The sequence below is a fragment of the Leifsonia sp. PS1209 genome (assembly GCF_012317045.1).
Lineage (GTDB): Bacteria > Actinomycetota > Actinomycetes > Actinomycetales > Microbacteriaceae > Leifsonia.
Genome location: NZ_CP051154.1, coordinates 4017469 through 4034818, shown reverse-complemented (window position 1 = coordinate 4034818; position 17350 = coordinate 4017469). Strand labels below are relative to the sequence as shown.

The 17350-nt window shown below is 70.5% G+C and carries 22 protein-coding genes; 14 read left to right on the top strand and 8 right to left on the bottom strand.

The window, feature by feature from the left end:
- The first annotated feature begins 39 nt into the window (after window positions 1-39).
- Genes HF024_RS19320 through HF024_RS19260 form a run of 12 tightly spaced genes read left to right on the top strand, consistent with a single transcriptional unit; the run spans window position 40 to window position 10087 of the window.
- The gene (locus HF024_RS19320) at window positions 40-381 is read left to right on the top strand and encodes a flagellar basal body protein (RefSeq protein WP_085367391.1); all 342 of its coding nucleotides are present in this window, start codon (window positions 40-42) and stop codon (window positions 379-381) included.
- Window positions 381-773, top strand: a complete 393-nt coding sequence (locus tag HF024_RS19315) for a flagellar basal body rod C-terminal domain-containing protein (protein WP_055897381.1) — start codon at window positions 381-383, stop codon at window positions 771-773. Before HF024_RS19320 ends, HF024_RS19315 begins: the two co-directional genes overlap by 1 nt.
- Window positions 773-1087, top strand: coding sequence for a flagellar hook-basal body complex protein FliE (gene fliE, locus HF024_RS19310; protein WP_085367390.1), 315 nt, complete (start codon window positions 773-775; stop codon window positions 1085-1087). The genes HF024_RS19315 and fliE overlap by 1 nt, the downstream gene beginning before the upstream one ends.
- Entirely contained in the window at window positions 1087-2682 is a 1596-nt protein-coding gene (gene fliF / locus HF024_RS19305) for a flagellar basal-body MS-ring/collar protein FliF (protein ID WP_168690675.1), read from the top strand. Before fliE ends, fliF begins: the two co-directional genes overlap by 1 nt.
- A complete protein-coding gene (fliG, locus tag HF024_RS19300) occupies window positions 2679-3698 on the top strand; it encodes a flagellar motor switch protein FliG (RefSeq protein WP_168690674.1) in 1020 nt (339 codons plus the stop codon). Before fliF ends, fliG begins: the two co-directional genes overlap by 4 nt.
- A complete protein-coding gene (locus tag HF024_RS19295) occupies window positions 3688-4284 on the top strand; it encodes a FliH/SctL family protein (protein ID WP_168690673.1) in 597 nt (198 codons plus the stop codon). The genes fliG and HF024_RS19295 overlap by 11 nt, the downstream gene beginning before the upstream one ends.
- Window positions 4281-5609 (top strand): FliI/YscN family ATPase, encoded by a 1329-nt coding sequence (locus HF024_RS19290; protein WP_085367386.1) that lies wholly within the window; start codon window positions 4281-4283, stop codon window positions 5607-5609. The genes HF024_RS19295 and HF024_RS19290 overlap by 4 nt, the downstream gene beginning before the upstream one ends.
- Window positions 5609-6043, top strand: coding sequence for a hypothetical protein (locus HF024_RS19285; protein WP_168690672.1), 435 nt, complete (start codon window positions 5609-5611; stop codon window positions 6041-6043). Before HF024_RS19290 ends, HF024_RS19285 begins: the two co-directional genes overlap by 1 nt.
- Complete coding sequence (locus tag HF024_RS19280; RefSeq protein ID WP_168690671.1) at window positions 6040-6834, top strand: C40 family peptidase; 795 nt, start codon at window positions 6040-6042, stop codon at window positions 6832-6834. The genes HF024_RS19285 and HF024_RS19280 overlap by 4 nt, the downstream gene beginning before the upstream one ends.
- Window positions 6831-8384: a flagellar hook-length control protein FliK gene (locus HF024_RS19710; RefSeq protein WP_210723992.1), complete on the top strand. Its 1554-nt coding sequence runs from the start codon at window positions 6831-6833 to the stop codon at window positions 8382-8384. The genes HF024_RS19280 and HF024_RS19710 overlap by 4 nt, the downstream gene beginning before the upstream one ends.
- 50 nt (window positions 8385-8434) lie before the next feature.
- Window positions 8435-8887: a flagellar hook capping FlgD N-terminal domain-containing protein gene (locus HF024_RS19265; protein ID WP_085367383.1), complete on the top strand. Its 453-nt coding sequence runs from the start codon at window positions 8435-8437 to the stop codon at window positions 8885-8887.
- A 30-nt stretch (window positions 8888-8917) separates the two neighbouring features.
- Entirely contained in the window at window positions 8918-10087 is a 1170-nt protein-coding gene (locus tag HF024_RS19260) for a flagellar hook protein FlgE (protein ID WP_085367382.1), read from the top strand.
- An 86-nt stretch (window positions 10088-10173) separates the two neighbouring features.
- On the opposite strand, the gene HF024_RS19255 is transcribed toward HF024_RS19260, so the two are convergent.
- Genes HF024_RS19255 through HF024_RS19245 form a run of 3 tightly spaced genes read right to left on the bottom strand, consistent with a single transcriptional unit; the run spans window position 10174 to window position 12130 of the window.
- Window positions 10174-11247 (bottom strand): crosslink repair DNA glycosylase YcaQ family protein, encoded by a 1074-nt coding sequence (locus tag HF024_RS19255; RefSeq protein ID WP_168690668.1) that lies wholly within the window; start codon window positions 11245-11247, stop codon window positions 10174-10176.
- A 13-nt stretch (window positions 11248-11260) separates the two neighbouring features.
- Window positions 11261-11659, bottom strand: coding sequence for a hypothetical protein (locus HF024_RS19250; RefSeq protein WP_247597213.1), 399 nt, complete (start codon window positions 11657-11659; stop codon window positions 11261-11263).
- 39 nt (window positions 11660-11698) lie between these two features.
- The gene (locus tag HF024_RS19245; RefSeq protein WP_168690666.1) at window positions 11699-12130 is read right to left on the bottom strand and encodes a VOC family protein; all 432 of its coding nucleotides are present in this window, start codon (window positions 12128-12130) and stop codon (window positions 11699-11701) included.
- Between the two features lie 81 nt (window positions 12131-12211).
- Between HF024_RS19245 and HF024_RS19240 the strand changes: the two genes are divergently transcribed.
- Window positions 12212-12961, top strand: a complete 750-nt coding sequence (locus tag HF024_RS19240; RefSeq protein ID WP_168690665.1) for an ABC transporter permease — start codon at window positions 12212-12214, stop codon at window positions 12959-12961.
- Window positions 12962-12970: 9 nt separating this feature from the next.
- Here HF024_RS19240 and HF024_RS19235 read toward each other — a convergent pair whose 3' ends face one another.
- From HF024_RS19235 to HF024_RS19215, 5 genes are all read right to left on the bottom strand, one after another.
- On the bottom strand, window positions 12971-13783 hold the full coding sequence (locus HF024_RS19235; protein ID WP_168690664.1) for a flagellar motor protein MotB: 813 nt from the start codon (window positions 13781-13783) through the stop codon (window positions 12971-12973).
- Between the two features lie 2 nt (window positions 13784-13785).
- Window positions 13786-14589, bottom strand: coding sequence for a MotA/TolQ/ExbB proton channel family protein (locus tag HF024_RS19230; protein ID WP_085367377.1), 804 nt, complete (start codon window positions 14587-14589; stop codon window positions 13786-13788).
- A complete protein-coding gene (locus tag HF024_RS19225) occupies window positions 14589-14927 on the bottom strand; it encodes a flagellar FlbD family protein (RefSeq protein ID WP_085367376.1) in 339 nt (112 codons plus the stop codon). Before HF024_RS19225 ends, HF024_RS19230 begins: the two co-directional genes overlap by 1 nt.
- A 118-nt stretch (window positions 14928-15045) precedes the next feature.
- On the bottom strand, window positions 15046-16038 hold the full coding sequence (locus tag HF024_RS19220; protein WP_168690663.1) for a DUF1648 domain-containing protein: 993 nt from the start codon (window positions 16036-16038) through the stop codon (window positions 15046-15048).
- Entirely contained in the window at window positions 16035-16385 is a 351-nt protein-coding gene (locus tag HF024_RS19215; RefSeq protein ID WP_085367374.1) for a GntR family transcriptional regulator, read from the bottom strand. The genes HF024_RS19220 and HF024_RS19215 overlap by 4 nt, the downstream gene beginning before the upstream one ends.
- Before the next feature lie 78 nt (window positions 16386-16463).
- Here HF024_RS19215 and HF024_RS19210 point away from each other — a divergent pair, with 78 nt between their 5' ends.
- Window positions 16464-17345 carry a flagellar motor switch protein FliM gene (locus HF024_RS19210; protein ID WP_085367373.1) on the top strand — a complete coding sequence of 294 codons (882 nt, stop codon included), beginning with the start codon at window positions 16464-16466 and terminating at the stop codon, window positions 17343-17345.
- Window positions 17346-17350: the final 5 nt, after the last annotated feature.

Genomic DNA, 17350 nt, shown 5'->3' with positions numbered 1-17350 from the left:
CGGCCGCCACACCAGACGAATCTCCGATGGGATGCAGCTGTGCTCGAATCCGTGACCAGTGCCGCGCTCGCGAGTGCCCTCGACGGCCTCGCCGCCCGGCAGCGCGCTATCGCCAACAACATCGCCAACGTCAACACGCCCGGATACACCGCAGAGCGCGTGTCGTTCGAGGATGCCCTCGCTCGGTCCGTCGCGCACGGGGACGGGCACGCCGCATCCACTGTCGCCCGCTCGCTCGAGCCGACCAGGACAGACGGCAACAACGTCAACCTCGACACAGAGACCCTGTCCAACGTGGACACCGTGCTGCGCTTCCAGTTCGCCTCGCAGGCGGCCGGCGGCCAGTTCTCGTCCATCCGAGCGGCACTGAGGACCAGCTGATGACATTCGACGCGATCGGCATCGCGGGCACGGGACTGACCCTGCACCGCAAGTGGCTCGACGCCATCTCCGACAACCTCGCCAACATCAACACGGCGAAACCGACCGATGGGGCCGCCTTCCAGGCGCGCTACGTGGTCGCCCAGGAAGGCGAAGGCACCACCGGCGTGTACGTCGCCGGTGCCGCATACGGCAGCGCCGAGGGGCGGATGGTCTACGAACCGGACAACCCCGTCGCCGACGAGAACGGCTACGTGCGCTACCCGGACATCGACCTGTCGTCGCAGATGGGCGCCCTCATCATGGCGCAGCGCGGCTACCAGGCCAACGCGGCCGTCGTCGACCGCGCCAAAGAGTCGTACCAGGCAGCCCTCGAGATCGGACGCAACTGATGCCCATTCCCGCCATCGGCGCCGTCAGCGCCATCGACACCACCGGTGCCACCAGTGCGCTGTCCGCCGCATCCGGGGCCACCGGCACCGGGGGAGCGGCGTTCGGGAACTCGCTCACCGGCGCCATCGACAACCTGCAGCAGCTGCAGGGCACCAGCGACAACCTCGCCATCAAGGCCGTCACCGGCGACCTCACCGACATCCACGACGCGACCATCGCGTCGTCGCGCGCCCAGGTCACCCTCGAACTCGTCGCCGGCGTCCGCAACAAGGCCGTGGATGCGTTCAACGAGATCATGCGGATGCAGGCCTGATGCCCCAGCAGGTCACGAGCTTCTTCCGGCGGATCGGCGACACGATCCGCGGGTTCTCGATCGCGCAGCGCGTCATCGCCATCATCGGCGTGGCCGTGGTCGCGCTCGGCGTCACCGGGCTGGCGATGTGGGCGTCCCAGCCCGCGTACACCCCGCTGTTCTCCGGGCTGCAGGCGACGGATGCGTCCAGCATCGTCGACCAGCTCCGCACCGACGGCGTCCCGTACCAGCTCACCGACGGCGGAGGCACGATCCTCGTGCCGCAGCAGAAGGTGTACGACGAGCGCCTCAAGGCCGCGTCCGCCGGGCTGCCGACGGCGACGACCGGCGGATACTCGCTGCTCGACAAGATGGGCGTCACCTCGTCCGAGTTCCAGCAGTCCGTCACGTACAAGCGCGCGATGGAAGGCGAGCTGGGCTCGACGATCAGCGCCATGAAGGGCGTCAAGACCGCATCCGTCCGCCTGGCAATCCCCGAGGACACGGTGTTCGTGTCCGAGAAGAAGGACCCGACGGCCTCCGTCTTCGTGGAGACCCAGAACGGCGTGACGCTCTCCGCCGACCAGGTGCAGGCGATCGTGCACCTCACCAGCGCGGCCATCACCGGCATGCAGCCGACCGATGTGGCCGTCATCGACGCATCCGGGACCGTGCTCAGTGCGGTCGGCACCGGTGCGGTCGGGGGAGCGGACAAGCAGGCCAGCGACTACGAGACCCGGGTGAAGACGGCCGTGCAGGCGATGCTGGACAAGGTCGTCGGCCCGGGCAACGCCACGGTCGCCGTCGCAGCAGACGTGAGTACGGAGTCCGCGCAGCGCACGGAGGAGACGTACACGACTCCGACGAACGCGCCCTCGCTCAGCGAGACCACGCAGTCTGAGACGTACACCGGCTCCGGGGGAGGAGCGGCGGGCGTGCTCGGCCCGGACAACATCGCCGTGCCCAACGGGGCCAACGGCAACGGCACGTTCAACTCACAGTCGAGCACCAAGGACAACGCGGTCGACAAGGTCACCGAGCAGCGCACCATCCCGGCGGGAGCCGTCAACAAGCAGACCGTCTCCGTCGCCCTCAACAAGGATGCGGTCGGCGGCGACGTGAGCACGAACGAGATCCGCAACCTCGTCAACGCCGCAGCGGGGATCGACGTGGCCCGCGGCGACTCGGTGAGCGTGGAGATGGTCAACTTCAGCAAGGCGAGCGCCACCGAGGCCGCCAAGGCGATCCAGGAGGCGAAGGACGCAGCCGCAGCGGACCAGCTCACCGGCATCATCCGCTCGTCGATCATCGGCGCCGCCATCGTCGCAGCGATCATCATCGCGTTCGCGCTCTTCCGCCGCAGCCGCAAACGGGCGGAGGAGAACGCATCCGTCGAGGGCACCGACACCGTCGAGCTGGACGCCGCCGCGTTCCCGATCGCGCTCGAACAGGCGCCGCCCACCGTTCCCATGCAGCTCGACCCGGTGCCGGACCCGACCGCTCCCGAGCTGGAGGCCGAGCGCCGCCGCGCCGAGATCGAGGCGCTCGCCGAACGCGACCCGCAGAAGACGGCCGAGTTCCTGCGCAGCCTGATGGATGAACGGCAGGGCGTATGAACGAGCTCAAGGCACCGCTGAGCGGCCCGCAGAAGGCCGCCATCGTCCTGATGAACATGGATCAGCAGCGTGCGGCGCAGGTGATGAAGCAGTTCTCCGAGGAGGAGGCCGACGAGATCACCGCGGAGATCCTGCGCCTGCGCAGGGTCGACCCCGCCATCGCCGAGAAGGCGATCAGCGAGTTCCACGACCTCACCGTGCGCGGCGGGATGAGCACCCGCGGCGGCAGGGACATCGCGGTCGGGCTCCTCGAAGCGTCGTTCGGCGCCGAGAAGGCCACCGGTGTGCTCAACCGCGTCGCGTCGAGCATGGCCGGCAAGCAGTTCGAGTTCCTGGATGCCGTCGAGCCCGGCCAGGTGCAGATGCTGCTCACCGGCGAACTCCCGCAGACCTGCGCGCTGGTGCTGGCCCACCTGCGCCCCGACCACGCATCCCGCATCCTCGCGGGACTCGACGAGACGGCTCGCGCGGATGTCGCGCACGCCATCGCCACGATGGGCAGCGCCAGCCCGGATGCGGTCCGCGTCGTCGCAGACACGCTCAAGCAGCGCGCGGGGGCCGTCGTCGGCTCGCGCGATTCGTCCGACGTGGTCGGGGGAGTGCAGCCGCTCGTCGACATCATCAACCGCGCGGACGCGAGCACGGAGAAGGCTCTGCTCGAAGCCCTCGAACGCCGCAACCCCGAGCTGGCGGAAGAGGTTCGCTCCCGGATGCTCACCTTCGCCGACATCGTCAAGCTGGAGGACCGCGACGTGCAGCAGGTGCTGCGCGGCATCGACGCGGCCATGCTGGCCGTGGCGATGAAGGGCGCGACCGAGCAGGTCATCGAGACCATCACGACCAACCTGTCCGAGCGCAACAGGGAGATCCTCGCGGACGAGATCCGCGTGCTCGGCCCTGTGCGCCTCTCGCAGGTGGAGGACGCCCGCGCCGAGATCGTGCGCGCGATCCGCGACCTGGAGGCCACGGGCGCGATCACCGTGCAGCGGAACGACGAGGACGCGTATGTCGAATGACGCCGTGTTCGCCCCCGTCGCCATCCCGGTGATCGCGGAGACCGCCGAAGCCGTCGCACAGGCCGGCGTCGCCCGCTCGCGCGGGTATGCCGCCGGGTACGCGGACGGCCTGCGGGCGGCGGCGGAAGAACAGCGGGCATGGCGCGCGGCGGCCGACGCCGAGCGTGCGGCGGACGACGCGGCGGCTGCGGAACGGCTCGCGGTGCTCGCCACAGCACTGCGGAATGCGGCGATCGAGCTGCGCGAGGCGACGGTTCCCGTGCTCACCGAAGTAGAGGAATCCCTGGTCAACGCGGCTTTCCACCTGGCTGAGGCCGTGGTGGGGGATGCGTTGACCGACCGCACGGCCGCCGCGCGCGCCGCCGTGGCGCGCGTGCTCGGCGGAGACGTCGCAGGGGCGGTCGCCGTCGTCCGGCTGAACCCGGACGACCTGGCCGCCATCGGCGCAGGGGCCGCCGGAGACGCCGTGCGGCTCGTGGCCGATCCGGCACTGGCGCCGGGGGATGCGGTCGGTGAGCTGCCCGACGGCTGGCTGGATGCGCGCATCCACTCGGCGCTCGACCGTGCACGGGAGGCGCTGGGATGAGTGCAGCCCTGGACACCGCGACCCTTCCGCGCATCGCCGACGCCGTGCGCGCCGCGCGCGTGGAGAAGGTGGGCCGCGTCGTCGGCATCGTCGGCCTCGGCGCAGAGGTGGAAGGCGTTCCCGCCGCGATCGGCGACGTCGTCGTGGTGGGGGAGCGGCCCGGCGTTCACGCGGAGGTCGTCGCGACCTCGGCCGAACGCATCCGGGTGATGCCGTTCGGCAGGCTGACCGGCATCGGCGCTGGTGCTCCCGTCCGTGCGCTCGGTGCTCCGCTGCTCGTGCCGACCGGGCGCGGGATGCTCGGCCGCGTCATCGACTCCCTCGGCCGCCCTGTGGACGGCAAGGGCCCGATCGAGCCGGACGGGTTCGTCCCCATCGACAACCGTGCGCCGGAGGCCATGCGCAGGGCGCGCATCCAGAGCCCGCTCGGCCTGGGGGTGCGCGTGCTGGACACGCTCGTCACGGTCGGGCGCGGGCAGCGGCTCGGCCTGTTCGCCGGATCCGGTGTGGGGAAGTCGTCGCTGCTGTCGATGATCGCGCGCGGCACAGAGGCGGAGATCTCGGTGATCGCGCTGGTGGGGGAGCGCGGCCGCGAGGTGCGCGAGTTCCTCGAAGACGACCTCGGGCCGGAGGGGCTCGCCCGCTCGATCGTCGTGGTCGCGACCTCCGACGAGCCCGCCGTGATGCGCCTCCGCGCGGCCTTCACCGCGACCCGCATCGCCGAGTCGTTCCGCGACGCAGGCGCACACGTGGTGCTGATGATGGACTCGCTGACCCGTGTCGCGATGGCGCAGCGCGAGATCGGCCTCTCGGTGGGCGAACCGCCCGCCACCCGCGGATACCCGCCGTCGACGTTCTCCCTGCTGGCCCAGCTGCTCGAACGCGCAGGCACCGGCGAGGTCGGCTCGATCACCGGGCTGTACACCGTGCTCGTCGACGGAGACGACCACAACGAGCCCATCGCGGACGCCGCCCGCTCGATCCTCGACGGACACGTCGTGATGGACCGCCGCCTCGCCGTCGTCGGCCACTTCCCCTCCGTCGACGTGCTCGGCTCCATCTCTCGCCTCGCCTCCCGCGTCACGACGCCGGAGCAGCGCGCAGCCGCCGTCGCCCTGCGCAGCATCCTCGCCGCCAAGGTCGCGGCCCAGGACCTCCTCGACGTCGGCGCGTACAAGACGGGCACCAACCCCCGAGTGGATGCGGCCGTCGCGCACGAAGACGCCATCAACGCCTTCCTGCGCCAGAACCTCGGCGAGAGCGCCGACCCCGCCGAAGCCTGGCAGCGCCTCGGCATCCTGGTGAACCAGCTCGGAGGTGTCTGATGGCACGGGCGTTCCAACTGGCCGGACTGCTGCGGCTGCGGCAGATCGAGAAAGACCACGCGGCGAGCGACCTCGCAGCGGCCAACGCCTTCCGGCGGGATGCGGGGGAGCGGCAGGCCCGAGCCATCGCCGCCCTTCACGCCGTGCCCGTCGAGGCGACGGATGCGAGCACGCTGTTCGCGATGGCCGCCGCCCGCGCATCCAGTCGCAGCATGCTCGCCGACCTCGCAGCGCTCGCCGACCAGGCCGACGCAGAGGTCGCGGAGGCGCAGACGGCGTTCGGCGAGGCGAAAGCACGCGCGGTCGGCCTGGAAAAGCTCGAAGCACGGCACAACGCGAGCGTGCTCGCCGGAGAACTCAGCGCAGAACAGGCAGCCATCGACGAGATCGCCACCGGCGCCTGGGTGCGCGAACGGGAAGGGAACGACGCATGACAGTCACCGACGCACTCGCGAGGATCGCCCAGATCCAGGCGACCCTGGTGCAGATCGACCAGCCGACGGCGACCTCGACGGGCAAGGCGTCCGCAGCCTCCGCAGCATCGGCGACCGACTTCGCCAACGCGCTCGCCGGAGCGGTGGGCGAGACGTCCGCCGTGGGCGGGACGGCCGGCGGCGGGTCCGTGACAGGCGCCGACGTAGTGGCCGACGCCAAGAAGTACCTCGGCGTCCCGTACGTCTTCGGCGGGACGACGTCGAGCGGCCTCGACTGCTCCGGCCTGGTGCAGCGCGTGTTCAAAGACCTCGGCATCGACGTCCCCCGCCTGGTCTCCGGCCAGTCGACGCTCGGCACCGAGGTGCCGTCGCTCGCCCAGGCCAAGCCGGGCGACCTGATCGTGACCAACGGCGGCGACCACATCGTCATCTACGCGGGAGACGGCAAAGTCATCCACGCGCCGAGCGAAGGCCGCAACGTGAGCCTGGTCGACAACTGGATGGACGACTCCGACATCGTGACCATCCGCCGCGTGGTGCCCGAGGCGAGCACGGCGCTGGCGAGCGCGCCCGCGATGTTCAGCGCGAGCGGGATGGGCGGGGTCGGCGGGGTCGCTGCTGGTCTTTCTGGTCTTTCTGGTCTTTCTGGTCTTTCTGGACCTTCCGGGCTCTCCGCCCTTTCCGGCGTCTCCGGGCTGGCCGGGCAGTCCTCCTCCGTTCCGTCTGCCGCGGCGCAGGCGGCCCAGCTGCAGGCGCTCATCTCCTCGATGCTCGGCGGAGGCGCAGAATGAGCCCGACCATCGCTCCGGTGACCGCGGCGCCGTCCGCCCCGGCCGCCGCGCGCAAGCCCGGCACGGGTGGAGACGCGTTCCAGCAGTTCCTCGCCGGTGCTGCTCCCACGAACACCAACCCACGGGATGCACGGGATGCACGCCCGGCATCGCGCGACGAGCCGTCGTCGTCCGACGCGCGGCCCCGCAAGGCGGTCAAGAGCGGCGCAGAGAAGGCCGCGGGTGCGGATGCGGGTGCTTCTGCGAAGCCGGTGGACGCGGCAGCTCCCGTGACGCGTGGGGATGTGGGCGTTTCCAGTGCCGCCGGTTCCGCGGCCGGTGCTGCCGGAGCCACCGCTGCCGCTGGCGGTGCCGGTTCTCAGGAGTCTGCTGCAACCGCCGGAGCGAGCGTTGCAGGCGATGCCGTCGCCGATGCGCTCGTCGCCGCAGCCGACGCTACTGCTGCGACGGCGACAGCCGGGACACCGGAGGCGCTTGCCTCCGCCGCGGCGTCGGGGAACGCTGGCGGGAAGGGCAAGAACACCACCGACTCCCGCATTCCGACAACGCCGAATGTCACCGGCGCCGCTGCTGGCGTGCCTTCGTCGGCAACAGGAGTCGCGGCGGGCACGGTTTCCGCCCCGGCTGCTCCGGCGGCTGGCGCTGCCACCGCCACGAGCTCGGCGTCGACAGCGGCCGTTGCAGCTCTCGGTGCGGCTTCCGCTGACGCAGGTTCGGGCACAGCAGCCTCCGGCACTGCTTCGGCAGCGTCCGCTGCTTCCGCCGATGCCGCGGGCACTGCCGCGACGTCGCCCGCGCCAGCCGTCCCCGCCACCCCTGTGGCCGCGACCGCGACCGCCGCCTCCGCCGCGACGGCCACCTCCGCGGCCTCCACGGCGGCCGCAACCACGGCCTCCGCAACCACAGCGGTCACCGCAACGGCCGCTACCCTCACCGCGGCCACCGCGACCCCCTCACCCCGCACCGCCGACGACGCACCATCCGCGCCCGCCGCACCGACCGCATCCACCGCCGCCCCCGCAGCACTGGCAGCGCCCGCCGCCACCACCCCCACCACCCCCACCACCGCGACCTCCGCCCCAGCACCCACCTCCAGCCCCACCCCGGCACCCGCAGCACCCCCTGCGCTCCCGCAGCAGCTCGCGCGTCCGATCTTCACCCTCGCGTCGGCGGGCAGGGGTGACCACGTGATGACCGTGCACGTCACGCCGGACACGCTCGGGCCGGTCACGGTCCGCGCCCACGTCGGTGCGGAGGGTGTGCGCGTCGAGTTGTTCGCCCCGACCGACGGCGGCCGTGACGCACTGCGCGCCATCCTGCCCGACCTGCGGCGCGACCTCAGCGGCGCGGGACTCTCCGGCAGCCTCGACCTGTCCAGCCAGAACCAGCCACAGACCGACGACCAGCGCGGCGGAACGGCGGACCGGCAGGGGAACGCCCCCACCGCATCCCGGGCGGAGCAAGCCGGCACCGCCGCAGACAGGACCCCCGAACAGCAGCGGACTGCACGCTACGGCGGCGCAGGTCACACCATCGACCTCGTCGTCTGACACCCACCGACCGACCGACCCAACCAGCCTCACAACAGAAGGGAGCCACCGTGGCCGTCGACCCCGTCACCGGAGCGAACGACACCGCCGCCACAGGCGGCATCTACTCCACGCTGCCCACCAGGCAGCCCAAGCAGTCTCTCGACAGTGAGGCGTTCATGCAGCTGCTGGTCACCCAGTTGCGCAACCAGGACCCGAGCTCGCCGATGGACACCAACCAGATGATCTCCCAGACCACGCAGCTCGCGACGATGGAGAAGCTCACCAACCTGGACACCACCAGCCAGGAGGGCTTCGCCCTGCAGATGCGCACAGCGGCGGCCGCCCTCGTCGGGCACACCGTCAGCTACCTCGACAAGGACGGCGCCACCAAGACCGGCGTCGCCTCGTCCGTCTCGTACGCGGGGTCCGTCCCCGTCGTCACGGTCGGCGACCAGAAGATCAACCTCGACGCGATCTCCGGTGTGGTCACCCCCACCCCTGACCCCGCGCCGACCGCCTGACATCACCGAACCTCACAGAAAGGCAGCATCGTGCTCCGTTCCCTCTACTCCGGAATCTCCGGCCTCCGTTCGCACCAGACCATGCTGGATGTGACCGGCAACAACATCGCAAACGTCAACACCACGGGCTTCAAGGCGTCCGCCGTGCAGTTCGAGGACACCCTCTCGCAGCTGGTGCGCGGCGCCGGCGGCGGCCAGGGCGCGGCCGGCGGCACCAACCCGGCCCAGATCGGCCTCGGTGTGCTGGTCGCGGGAATCTCCACCAACTTCACCCAGGGCGCAGCGCAGGCGACCGGCCGCGCCACCGACATGATGATCAACGGCGACGGCTTCTTCGTCACCAAGGTCGGCGGCGAGACCCTCTACACCCGCGCCGGCTCGTTCGACCCGGATGCGCAGGGTCGCCTGGTCGGCCCGGGCGGCGCGATCCTGCAGGGCTGGAACGCGGTCAACGGCGTCATCCAGCAGGGCGGGGCGCTCGGCGACGTGACCATCCCCCTGAAGGCCGTCGCCCCCGCTTCCGCCACCACGACGGGCACCGTCACCGGCAACCTGCCGTCCGGCGCAGCGCTCGGCGACCAGCTCGTGCGCGACGTGAAGGTCTACGACTCCACCGGCGTCGCCCGCACCCTGTCGCTCACCTTCACCAAGACCGGCGCGGGCTGGAACGTGGCGGGCACCGACGGCACGGCCACCGGCACCAGCACGCTCGCCTTCAACAACGGCGTGCTCACCGGCCCGGGCAGCATCACGGTCGGCGGCGTCGCGGTCGACCTCAGTGCTGTCACCGGATACGCCGACCTCACCACGGTGGCGTTCAAGGAGCAGAACGGCCGCCAGGCCGGAACGCTCGAATCGTTCAGCCTCTCCCAGGACGGCACCCTCATCGGCCTGTTCTCCAACGGCGACAAGCAGGCGGTCGGCCGCATCGCCCTCGCCACCTTCGTCAACCCGGGCGGCCTCGAGAAGGCGGGCGGCTCCGGCTACCGCGCCTCCGTCAACTCCGGCAACCCGCAGCTCGGCGGCCCCGGCGACGCCGGCCTCGGCTCCATCCAGGGCGGCTCCCTCGAAATGTCCAACGTCGACCTCTCCCAGGAGTTCACCAACCTGATCGTCGCCCAGCGCGGCTTCCAGGCGAACGCCCGCATCATCACCACCTCGGACGAGGTGCTCCAGGAGCTGACCAACCTGAAGCGGTAGCAGCGCGTCGGGACGCGCGGCGTCTCACGGCAGAGGGGCCTCCGGCGCACGCCGGGGGCCCCTCTGGCTTGTCCGGGCAGTCGGCGTCACCATTCCGGCACGTCGACGCCCAGCCACCTCCCCAGGTCGGCGATCTCCGCGTGGACCGCCTCGTGTTCGTCTTCGTCGAATGGCTCGAACTCGTGAACGGCGGTGACCCTCAGTTCGTCGTGCTCGGGGTCGATTTCGGCGTCGAGCATTCCCACGAACCGGTCGCCCAACAGGATCGGATGGGCGAAGTACCCGTACTTTCGCTGCGGCTTCGGCTTGAACTGTTCGAGGACGTAGTCGAACTCGAAAATCTCGCGCAGCCGGGGGCGATCGAAGAGCATGCCGTCGTACGGGCTGAGGAACGCGGCGCGGCCGCCTTCGTCCTTCTCGAGCGCTGCGAGTGCCTCGGGGTCGACGCGCCATTTCTGCCGCATCCCGTCGATCGTGGCGGGCTCGCCTGCTTCCCCCACCGGGGTCCAGGGCGATCGCTGCTTGGCGATGCCGGCCGCCTGGAGCCTGCGCTCGTTCAGTAGCCGTTCGGCCTCGTCGTCGTCGAACTCCGGCAGATCGGACGGGTAGACGCGTTCGGCCAGATCCCAGCGTCGATGGCGTCCGTTCCGTCCCGCGACGGCGACCTCGCCCTGCCGCTGAAGGAAGTCGAGCATGTGCACGACCTGGTTCGATCCCGACCAGCCGTCGGGCGGGCGGGCGACGTCGGCGGTGTCCGGGATCTCGCTGGCCAGCAGCGGACCTTCGGCCCGCAGTCGCGCGAGCACGTCGGTCCGGAAACGGTCGTTGGCCTCCAGCCACTGGCGGCTGCTCTCCCTGCGCGGCCAGCGCCGCATGGCCGGCAGCATCAGCGGAAGCAGACTCACCGGACGGAAGGCTCCGTCGAACTCGAACAGCAGCCGATCCGATTCGACGGCCTTCGCGAGCTGGCCTCCGTCGTACGCGGAGCCGATCCGCGACCAGAGGATGGTGTGCTCCGCCGGCGCGATGGTGGCCGTCGGGTCGATCTTGATGGCACCGAGCTGCTCGGCGATCCCGACGACATCGTCGGGCCGGTCTGCGTCGAGCAGCTGCGCCCGAACGGCGATGCGGCGGACCTGGTCTCGAGTGAGCCGGTGCATCACGGAGCCTCGTCTACTTCCGCCGCGCGATCTCCTCAGTGACCCGCTGCACCTCGATGGGATCGGCATCCCGGGCGAGGGCGACGTAATGGTCCATCACGGCGGGGCGGTAGCGCACGGGCCAGGTCTGTCCGGGGGCGAGCCTGGTCAGTTCCGTGATCGTGAGGGTTTCGTCCGCGATGCCGCGGAACGAGACGCCGCCGGGCGTGTCCACGTCGAAGATCAGGACGACGCGGGGGTTGTTATTGATCTCCCGCCAGTCGACGAGCACGCCGAGCGCGAGAGCTCCGGCGCGCAGGTCCGCATTGCGCTTCCGTGCTTCGCTGCTGAGCGACGGGTTCGGGGCGATGCCGGGGAAATCGGGGCCGACGCCGAGGGATTCTGTGCTGAGGTCGGGCCTGAGCTGCGACATCACATCATTGAACTTGCGGGAACCGAACATCGTCTCTCCTCACTGCAGGCAGAACTCGTTGCCCTCGGGGTCGCGCATCATGATCGCGAACTCCTCGAATGGCCCCCACGAACCGATGAGCGGCTTCTCGACCGTTGCCCCGAGGGAGACGAGGCGGTCGCGTTCGGCTTCCAGCTCGTCGCGGGATGCCCGACGGTCGTCGAACGGCGTGATGTCGATGTGCATCCGGTTGCGTTGCCTGCGCTCGTGGCGGTAGCGGGTGAAGTAGAAGCGCTGGTGGCTGCGGTCCCCGTCCCAGGCGACGGCGCGGGAGGCGATCGCGTCGTCGTCCAGCCCGTTGGCCTTCAGCGTGGCGAGCTCGTCGTCCGACCATCCTGTCGGCTCCGGATAGCCCATCGCCGCGCTCCAGAAGCGGGCGAGGGCCGCAGGGTCCTCCGCGTGGATGGTGACGTTGGCGATGCGCGCGGTCATGAGTAGAGGGTATGGCCTCCGCAGCCCGGCGAGAAGGCGTCGAAGGCGTCGACGGCCGACCGCCGACCGTATGCTCGTCCCGTGCCCATCATCCGCGAGCTCGGCCCGACCATCCTGGGCGTGCTGCTGCTCGCCGCGCTGGCCACCGCCGTGCTCACGGTGTACCGGGTGCCCCGCCGGTGGGCTCCGCTGCTGGCGATCCTCCGCGGTGCGCTGCAGCTGGCGGTCATCAGCCTGATCCTGGCGGGAGTCATCACCAGTCCGGTGTGGGTGGCGCTCGCCCTGCTCGTCATGTTCTCCGTGGCCGCCGCGACCGCGACGAGACGGGTCGGCTGGTCGGTCGACCACGCGACCATGATGGGCGTCGCGATGGCGACCGGCATCGTCGTGACGCTCGCCGTCGTGTTCCTCACCGGGGCCATCGAGTTCTCCGCCCGGTACGCGCTCGCGATCGGCGGCATCGTGATCGGGAACGCCATGAGCATCGCGACACTCACCGGACGCCGCTTCACCGAGGCGACCATCGACCACTGGGATGAGGTCGAAGGCTGGCTCGCGCTCGGCGCCACCCCCAGACGGTCCACCCTCGACCTGGCGCGCGGCGCCGTCTACTCCGCGCTCATCCCGTCGGTCGACCAGACCAAGACGACGGGCCTCGTCACGTTGCCCGGCGCGTTCGTCGGCGCGATCTTCGGCGGGGTGTCACCGCTCGAAGCCGGACGGTTCCAGGTGGTGGTCCTCGCGGCGATCATGGCGGCGGGGTCGATCACGGCGGTCATCGTCTCCGCGTGGCTGGCGCCGGTGCGGACGCGGCCCGTCGTGCTGGACTGAGCGCGGAAGCTACCCGGACGCCGTGGTCGTCGAACCGAGCACCTGCGGGATGAGTTTCCGGATGGCGTCCTCTTGGTTCGACAGGACCACCACATCCACTCGGCGGTTGAGGGCGAGATCGGCGTCGGTCGTTCCGGTGGCGCTGGCCAACGGCCGGGCCGAGCCGTAGCTGAGGGCGACGATGCGTTCCTGGGGGAAGCCGTCCGTCTCCACCAGGTGACGCAGCACGCTCGTCGCGCGCCCGGCGGAGAGCTCCCAGTTGGTCGGGTACGGGGCGCCAGGCTGCCGCAGGTCGGCGTGGCCCTCCACGGACACCTGGTACGGCGTCGGCGCGAGCACGGGGCCGATGTCGTTGAGCACCTGCGTCGCCTGCACGCTCAGCTCCGCGCGGTTGGAGGCGAAGAACGTCTCGTTCCCCACCAGCCCGATCGTGAGCCCGCGTGCGTCGATGCGCAGCTGGACGGCATCCTGCAGCCCGTCCTTGGTCAGCGCGGCCAGGATGCGGTCCTTCAGGTCTTTGAGGTTCTGCGCCTCCTGCTGGGCGAGGGCCAGGTCGGTGTTCTTGCCCTTGTCGTCCACCTGGGACGGCGGCACGATCACGCCGGTGGCCGTGTCGATCTTCTGCGACTTCACCTGCCCGAACCCGGTCGCCAGCGAGTCTTTCAGCTCGGCGAACTTCTTCTGGTCCACCGTCGACATCGCGAACAGCACGATGAACATGCACATGAGCACGGTGACCATGTCCATGTAGGAGGCCATCCAGCGCTCCTCGTTCTCGTGCTCCTCCTCTGGCTCGTGCTTGCGACGGCGGCGTGCGGACATCGCTACGCAGCTTCCTTGAGCTTCTCGGCCTTGGGCTCTTTGGCGTCCTTCTTGCTGCTGCCGGCATCCGGGACCATCGCGCGCAGGCGCTCACCGAGGAGGCGCGGCTGGCTGCCGGACTGCACGGCGAGCACGCCCTCCATCAGCAGGGTCATGCGCTCCACATCCAGTTCGGACAGCCTGCGGAGGCGGGCGCCGAGCGGCAGCCAGAGGAAGTTGGCGGACAGCAGACCCCACAGGGTCGCCACGAACGCGCTCGCGATCATCGGCCCGAGTTCGCCGGGCTCCGCCAGGTTCTCGAGCACGTGGGTGAGCGAGACGACCGTTCCGATGATGCCGATCGTCGGCGCGTAGCCGCCCATGCCGCTGAAGAACTTGGCCGCGACCCTGTCCTTCTTCGACTTGGTGGCGATCTCGTCCTCCAGCAGCACGCGAAGCTCGTCGCCGTCCGTGCCGTCCGCGATGTTCTGCAGGGCGCGCTTGAGGAACGGGTCGTCGATGGTGTCCGCCTCCTGCTCCATTGCGAGCAGTCCGTTGGCGCGGGCCTTCTCCGCGAGGTCGACCACCTGGTCGATGACCTGCTGCGGCGGCTCGATCTTGCCCCGCAGCGCACGCGGGATGGACTTCATGGCCACCATGAAGTCTTTGAGCGTCCCACTGGCGATGCCGACGGCGAACGTGGCGCCGAAGACGAGCACCATCGGAGCGGGAAGCACGAGGGCGCTGAGGTGCGCGCCCTCCATCGTCACCATGGCGACGACGGCGCCGAACGCCAGGACGATGCCGATTATGGTTGCGGGATCCATTACTTCTTCCTTGCGCGGAGGGGAACGGTCCGAGCTTCGGGATGCTCGCGGTGCGCATCCGGGGCCTCGTCGTCACGGCCGGTGTCCGCGGGGGGAACCAGGCCGAGCTGCGGGGCGCCGGAGGGGCGCGTGTTCGCGGTGGGCAGATCGTGGGCGAGCGCGATGACCCGTGCCCGGTATGCGGCGATCTTCTCGATGACCTCGGACATGCTCTCCGTCACGATGAACTTCGCGCCGTCGACCATCACGAGCGTGGTGTCCGGGCTCGCGTGGATGCGCTCGATGAGGTCGGGGTTGACCGCGAACTGGCTGTCGTTCAGTCGGGTGACGACGATCATGAGGGCGAATCCTGGTCTCGGCTCCGGGTGAGCCGTCACAGGGGCACTATCGGCCGGAGGGGGCCAGGCGTAAGGGCGCGTGGCCGATGGATGCGGGCAACCGCTCCGGCCGCCGAGGTCAGTCGGCTCGGCGCATCCCTGCCCGGTGCTGGTCGACCAGGAGCTCGGCCGCCGCGCGGGCCTGCTCGGCGGCGCCGATGGTGATCGCGACATCCGCGCCGCGACGCCGGGTGATCACGATGCCTTCGCTCTTGCGCGTGACGTACGCGATGCCCCTCGTCGAGATCCGGAAGCCCCAGCCGCCCCAGCGGAGTGGGCTGATCTGCTCGGCCGACACCGCGTCGATGTCGTCCAGCTTCACCCGGATGAGCGGGATGCGGAAGACCGTGGAGACGAGCCGGATGCCCCGGGCGTCGACGACGAGCCGCACGCTCGCGAGCAGAAGGAGCGTGCATCCCAGCAGGAGCAGGAAGGTCGCGGCGGCGATCAGCGCCGGTGTCGCGATGGCGGCGACCAGGCACAGGATCCCGCCAGCGATCAGTGCGGCGGCCGGCGCGCCGAACCACGCGCTGCCGGTGGTGCCGGACCAGACCAGCCGATCGCCCGAGCGCAGCGGAGGGGTCGGGCGCTCGCGCCGGTCGTCGTCGCTGTCGCCATCGCTGTCCGTCTGCCCCTCTGTGGGAGGAACGAAAAGGAACGCCAGCGCCCCGAGCCCCACGACGGGGATGAGCAGAAGGAGCCGGGCGCCGAGCACGGCCTCCTCGGGTGTCGCGGCCGCAGCTGTGGCCTCCGCCGATGCCGTCCAGGCGAGGGCGGTCAGCCCGGCCAGGCCCACGACGATGCCCACCCACATCCGGGCCTGGGGTGTGGTCCGCGCGGCGACGACGAGGGCGATCGCACCGGCCGTCAGACCGGTGACGATCGCTGCGAACATCCAGAACGTGGGCCAGGTGTCCGCGAAACCGTCAGGGGTGCCCGTTCCGGACCAGTGGGACGCCATCCGGGAGCCGAGCTTCGGGCCGACGGTCACGGCCGTGATGATCAGCCAGGCCGGCGGCACCAGAGCGAGGGCGACCGCGATGCTGCGGCGGACAGCTCCGCGGCGGCTCATGCGATCCCCTTGATGATCACGGAGAGCTCTGTCGAGCTGATCCCGGCCTTCGCGGCCTCGGCGACGAGGGACGCCGCCGCCTCGAAGACGGTGCGCACGGAGGCGGTGTCACCGGCCACGACGACAGCGCCTCGCCCGCGCCGCAGGTCGATCACCCCGGCCTCGCGCAGGGTGTCGTACGCGCGCAGCACCGTGTGCATGTTCACTCCGAGCGACCCCGCCAGCTCCCGCGCGGACGGCAGACGTTCTCCGACGCGGATCTCGCCGCCGGCCACGCCGAGCCGCACCTGCGCGACGATCTGCTCGGCGAACGACGCGGCGGACTCGGCCTCCAGACGGATCAACATGTTCGCATTCTATACAAACAAGTGGCAAAGAGAGAATAGTCCCTAACGCATCCCCCCTCCCCGCCGATAGTCGGCACCGTGACCACCCTGCACGCTCCTGAGACTGCGCCAGAGGCGCCGGTGTACGACTTCCGGCGTCCGACGACGCTGGCGCGCGAGCACTCGCGGGTGCTCGAGCTCGCGTTCGAGACGTTCGCGCGGCAGTGGGCGACGCAGTTGACCGCCAAGGTGCGGGTGCTCAGCCAGGTGGAGTGCGAGTCCGTCGCCATGCAGACGTACGACGAGTACGCCGCATCGCTGCCCGCGACCACCGCGATGGTGCTCTGCGAGCTCGACGGCATCGCGCCGAAGGGCGTCATCCAGTTCCCGACCGTCGCCGCCCTGTCCTGGGTGAACGCGATGCTGGGCGGAACGGGCAACCCAGTGGATGCCGAGCGCACCTTCACGCAGATCGAGCACGCGCTCGTGCGGCGGCTGATGGACGACGCGCTCGAAGACCTGCGGTATTCGCTGGGCGCCCTGCTGGTCACGCCGATCGGCGTCGACGCCATCCAGTACAACTCGCAGTTCGCGCAGGCGGCGGCCACCGCGGAGCTGATGATCGTCGCCACCTTCGAGCTGCGGGTGGGGGAGAACGTCGCACCGGCGACGCTGGCCCTTCCCGCCATCGTCCTGCTCCCTCAGCTGGGGGAGACCAACCCGACCAGCAGTGCCGACGACGCACGCGAGCTCCTGGATGCGCAGCTCGCCCACGTGCCCGTCGACGTCTCCCTGCGGCTCACCCCCGCACGGGTCAAGCCGAGCGTCGTGCTCGGGCTCGCCGTCGGCGACCTGCTCCCGATCCCGCATCCGCAACACCGACCGTTCGATCTCGCCGTCGGGGGCCACCCCGTCGCCGGTGCAGCGCTGGGCTCCAGCGGCTCGCGCCTGGCGTGCGTGATCGTGAACACAGAGGACTGACAGAC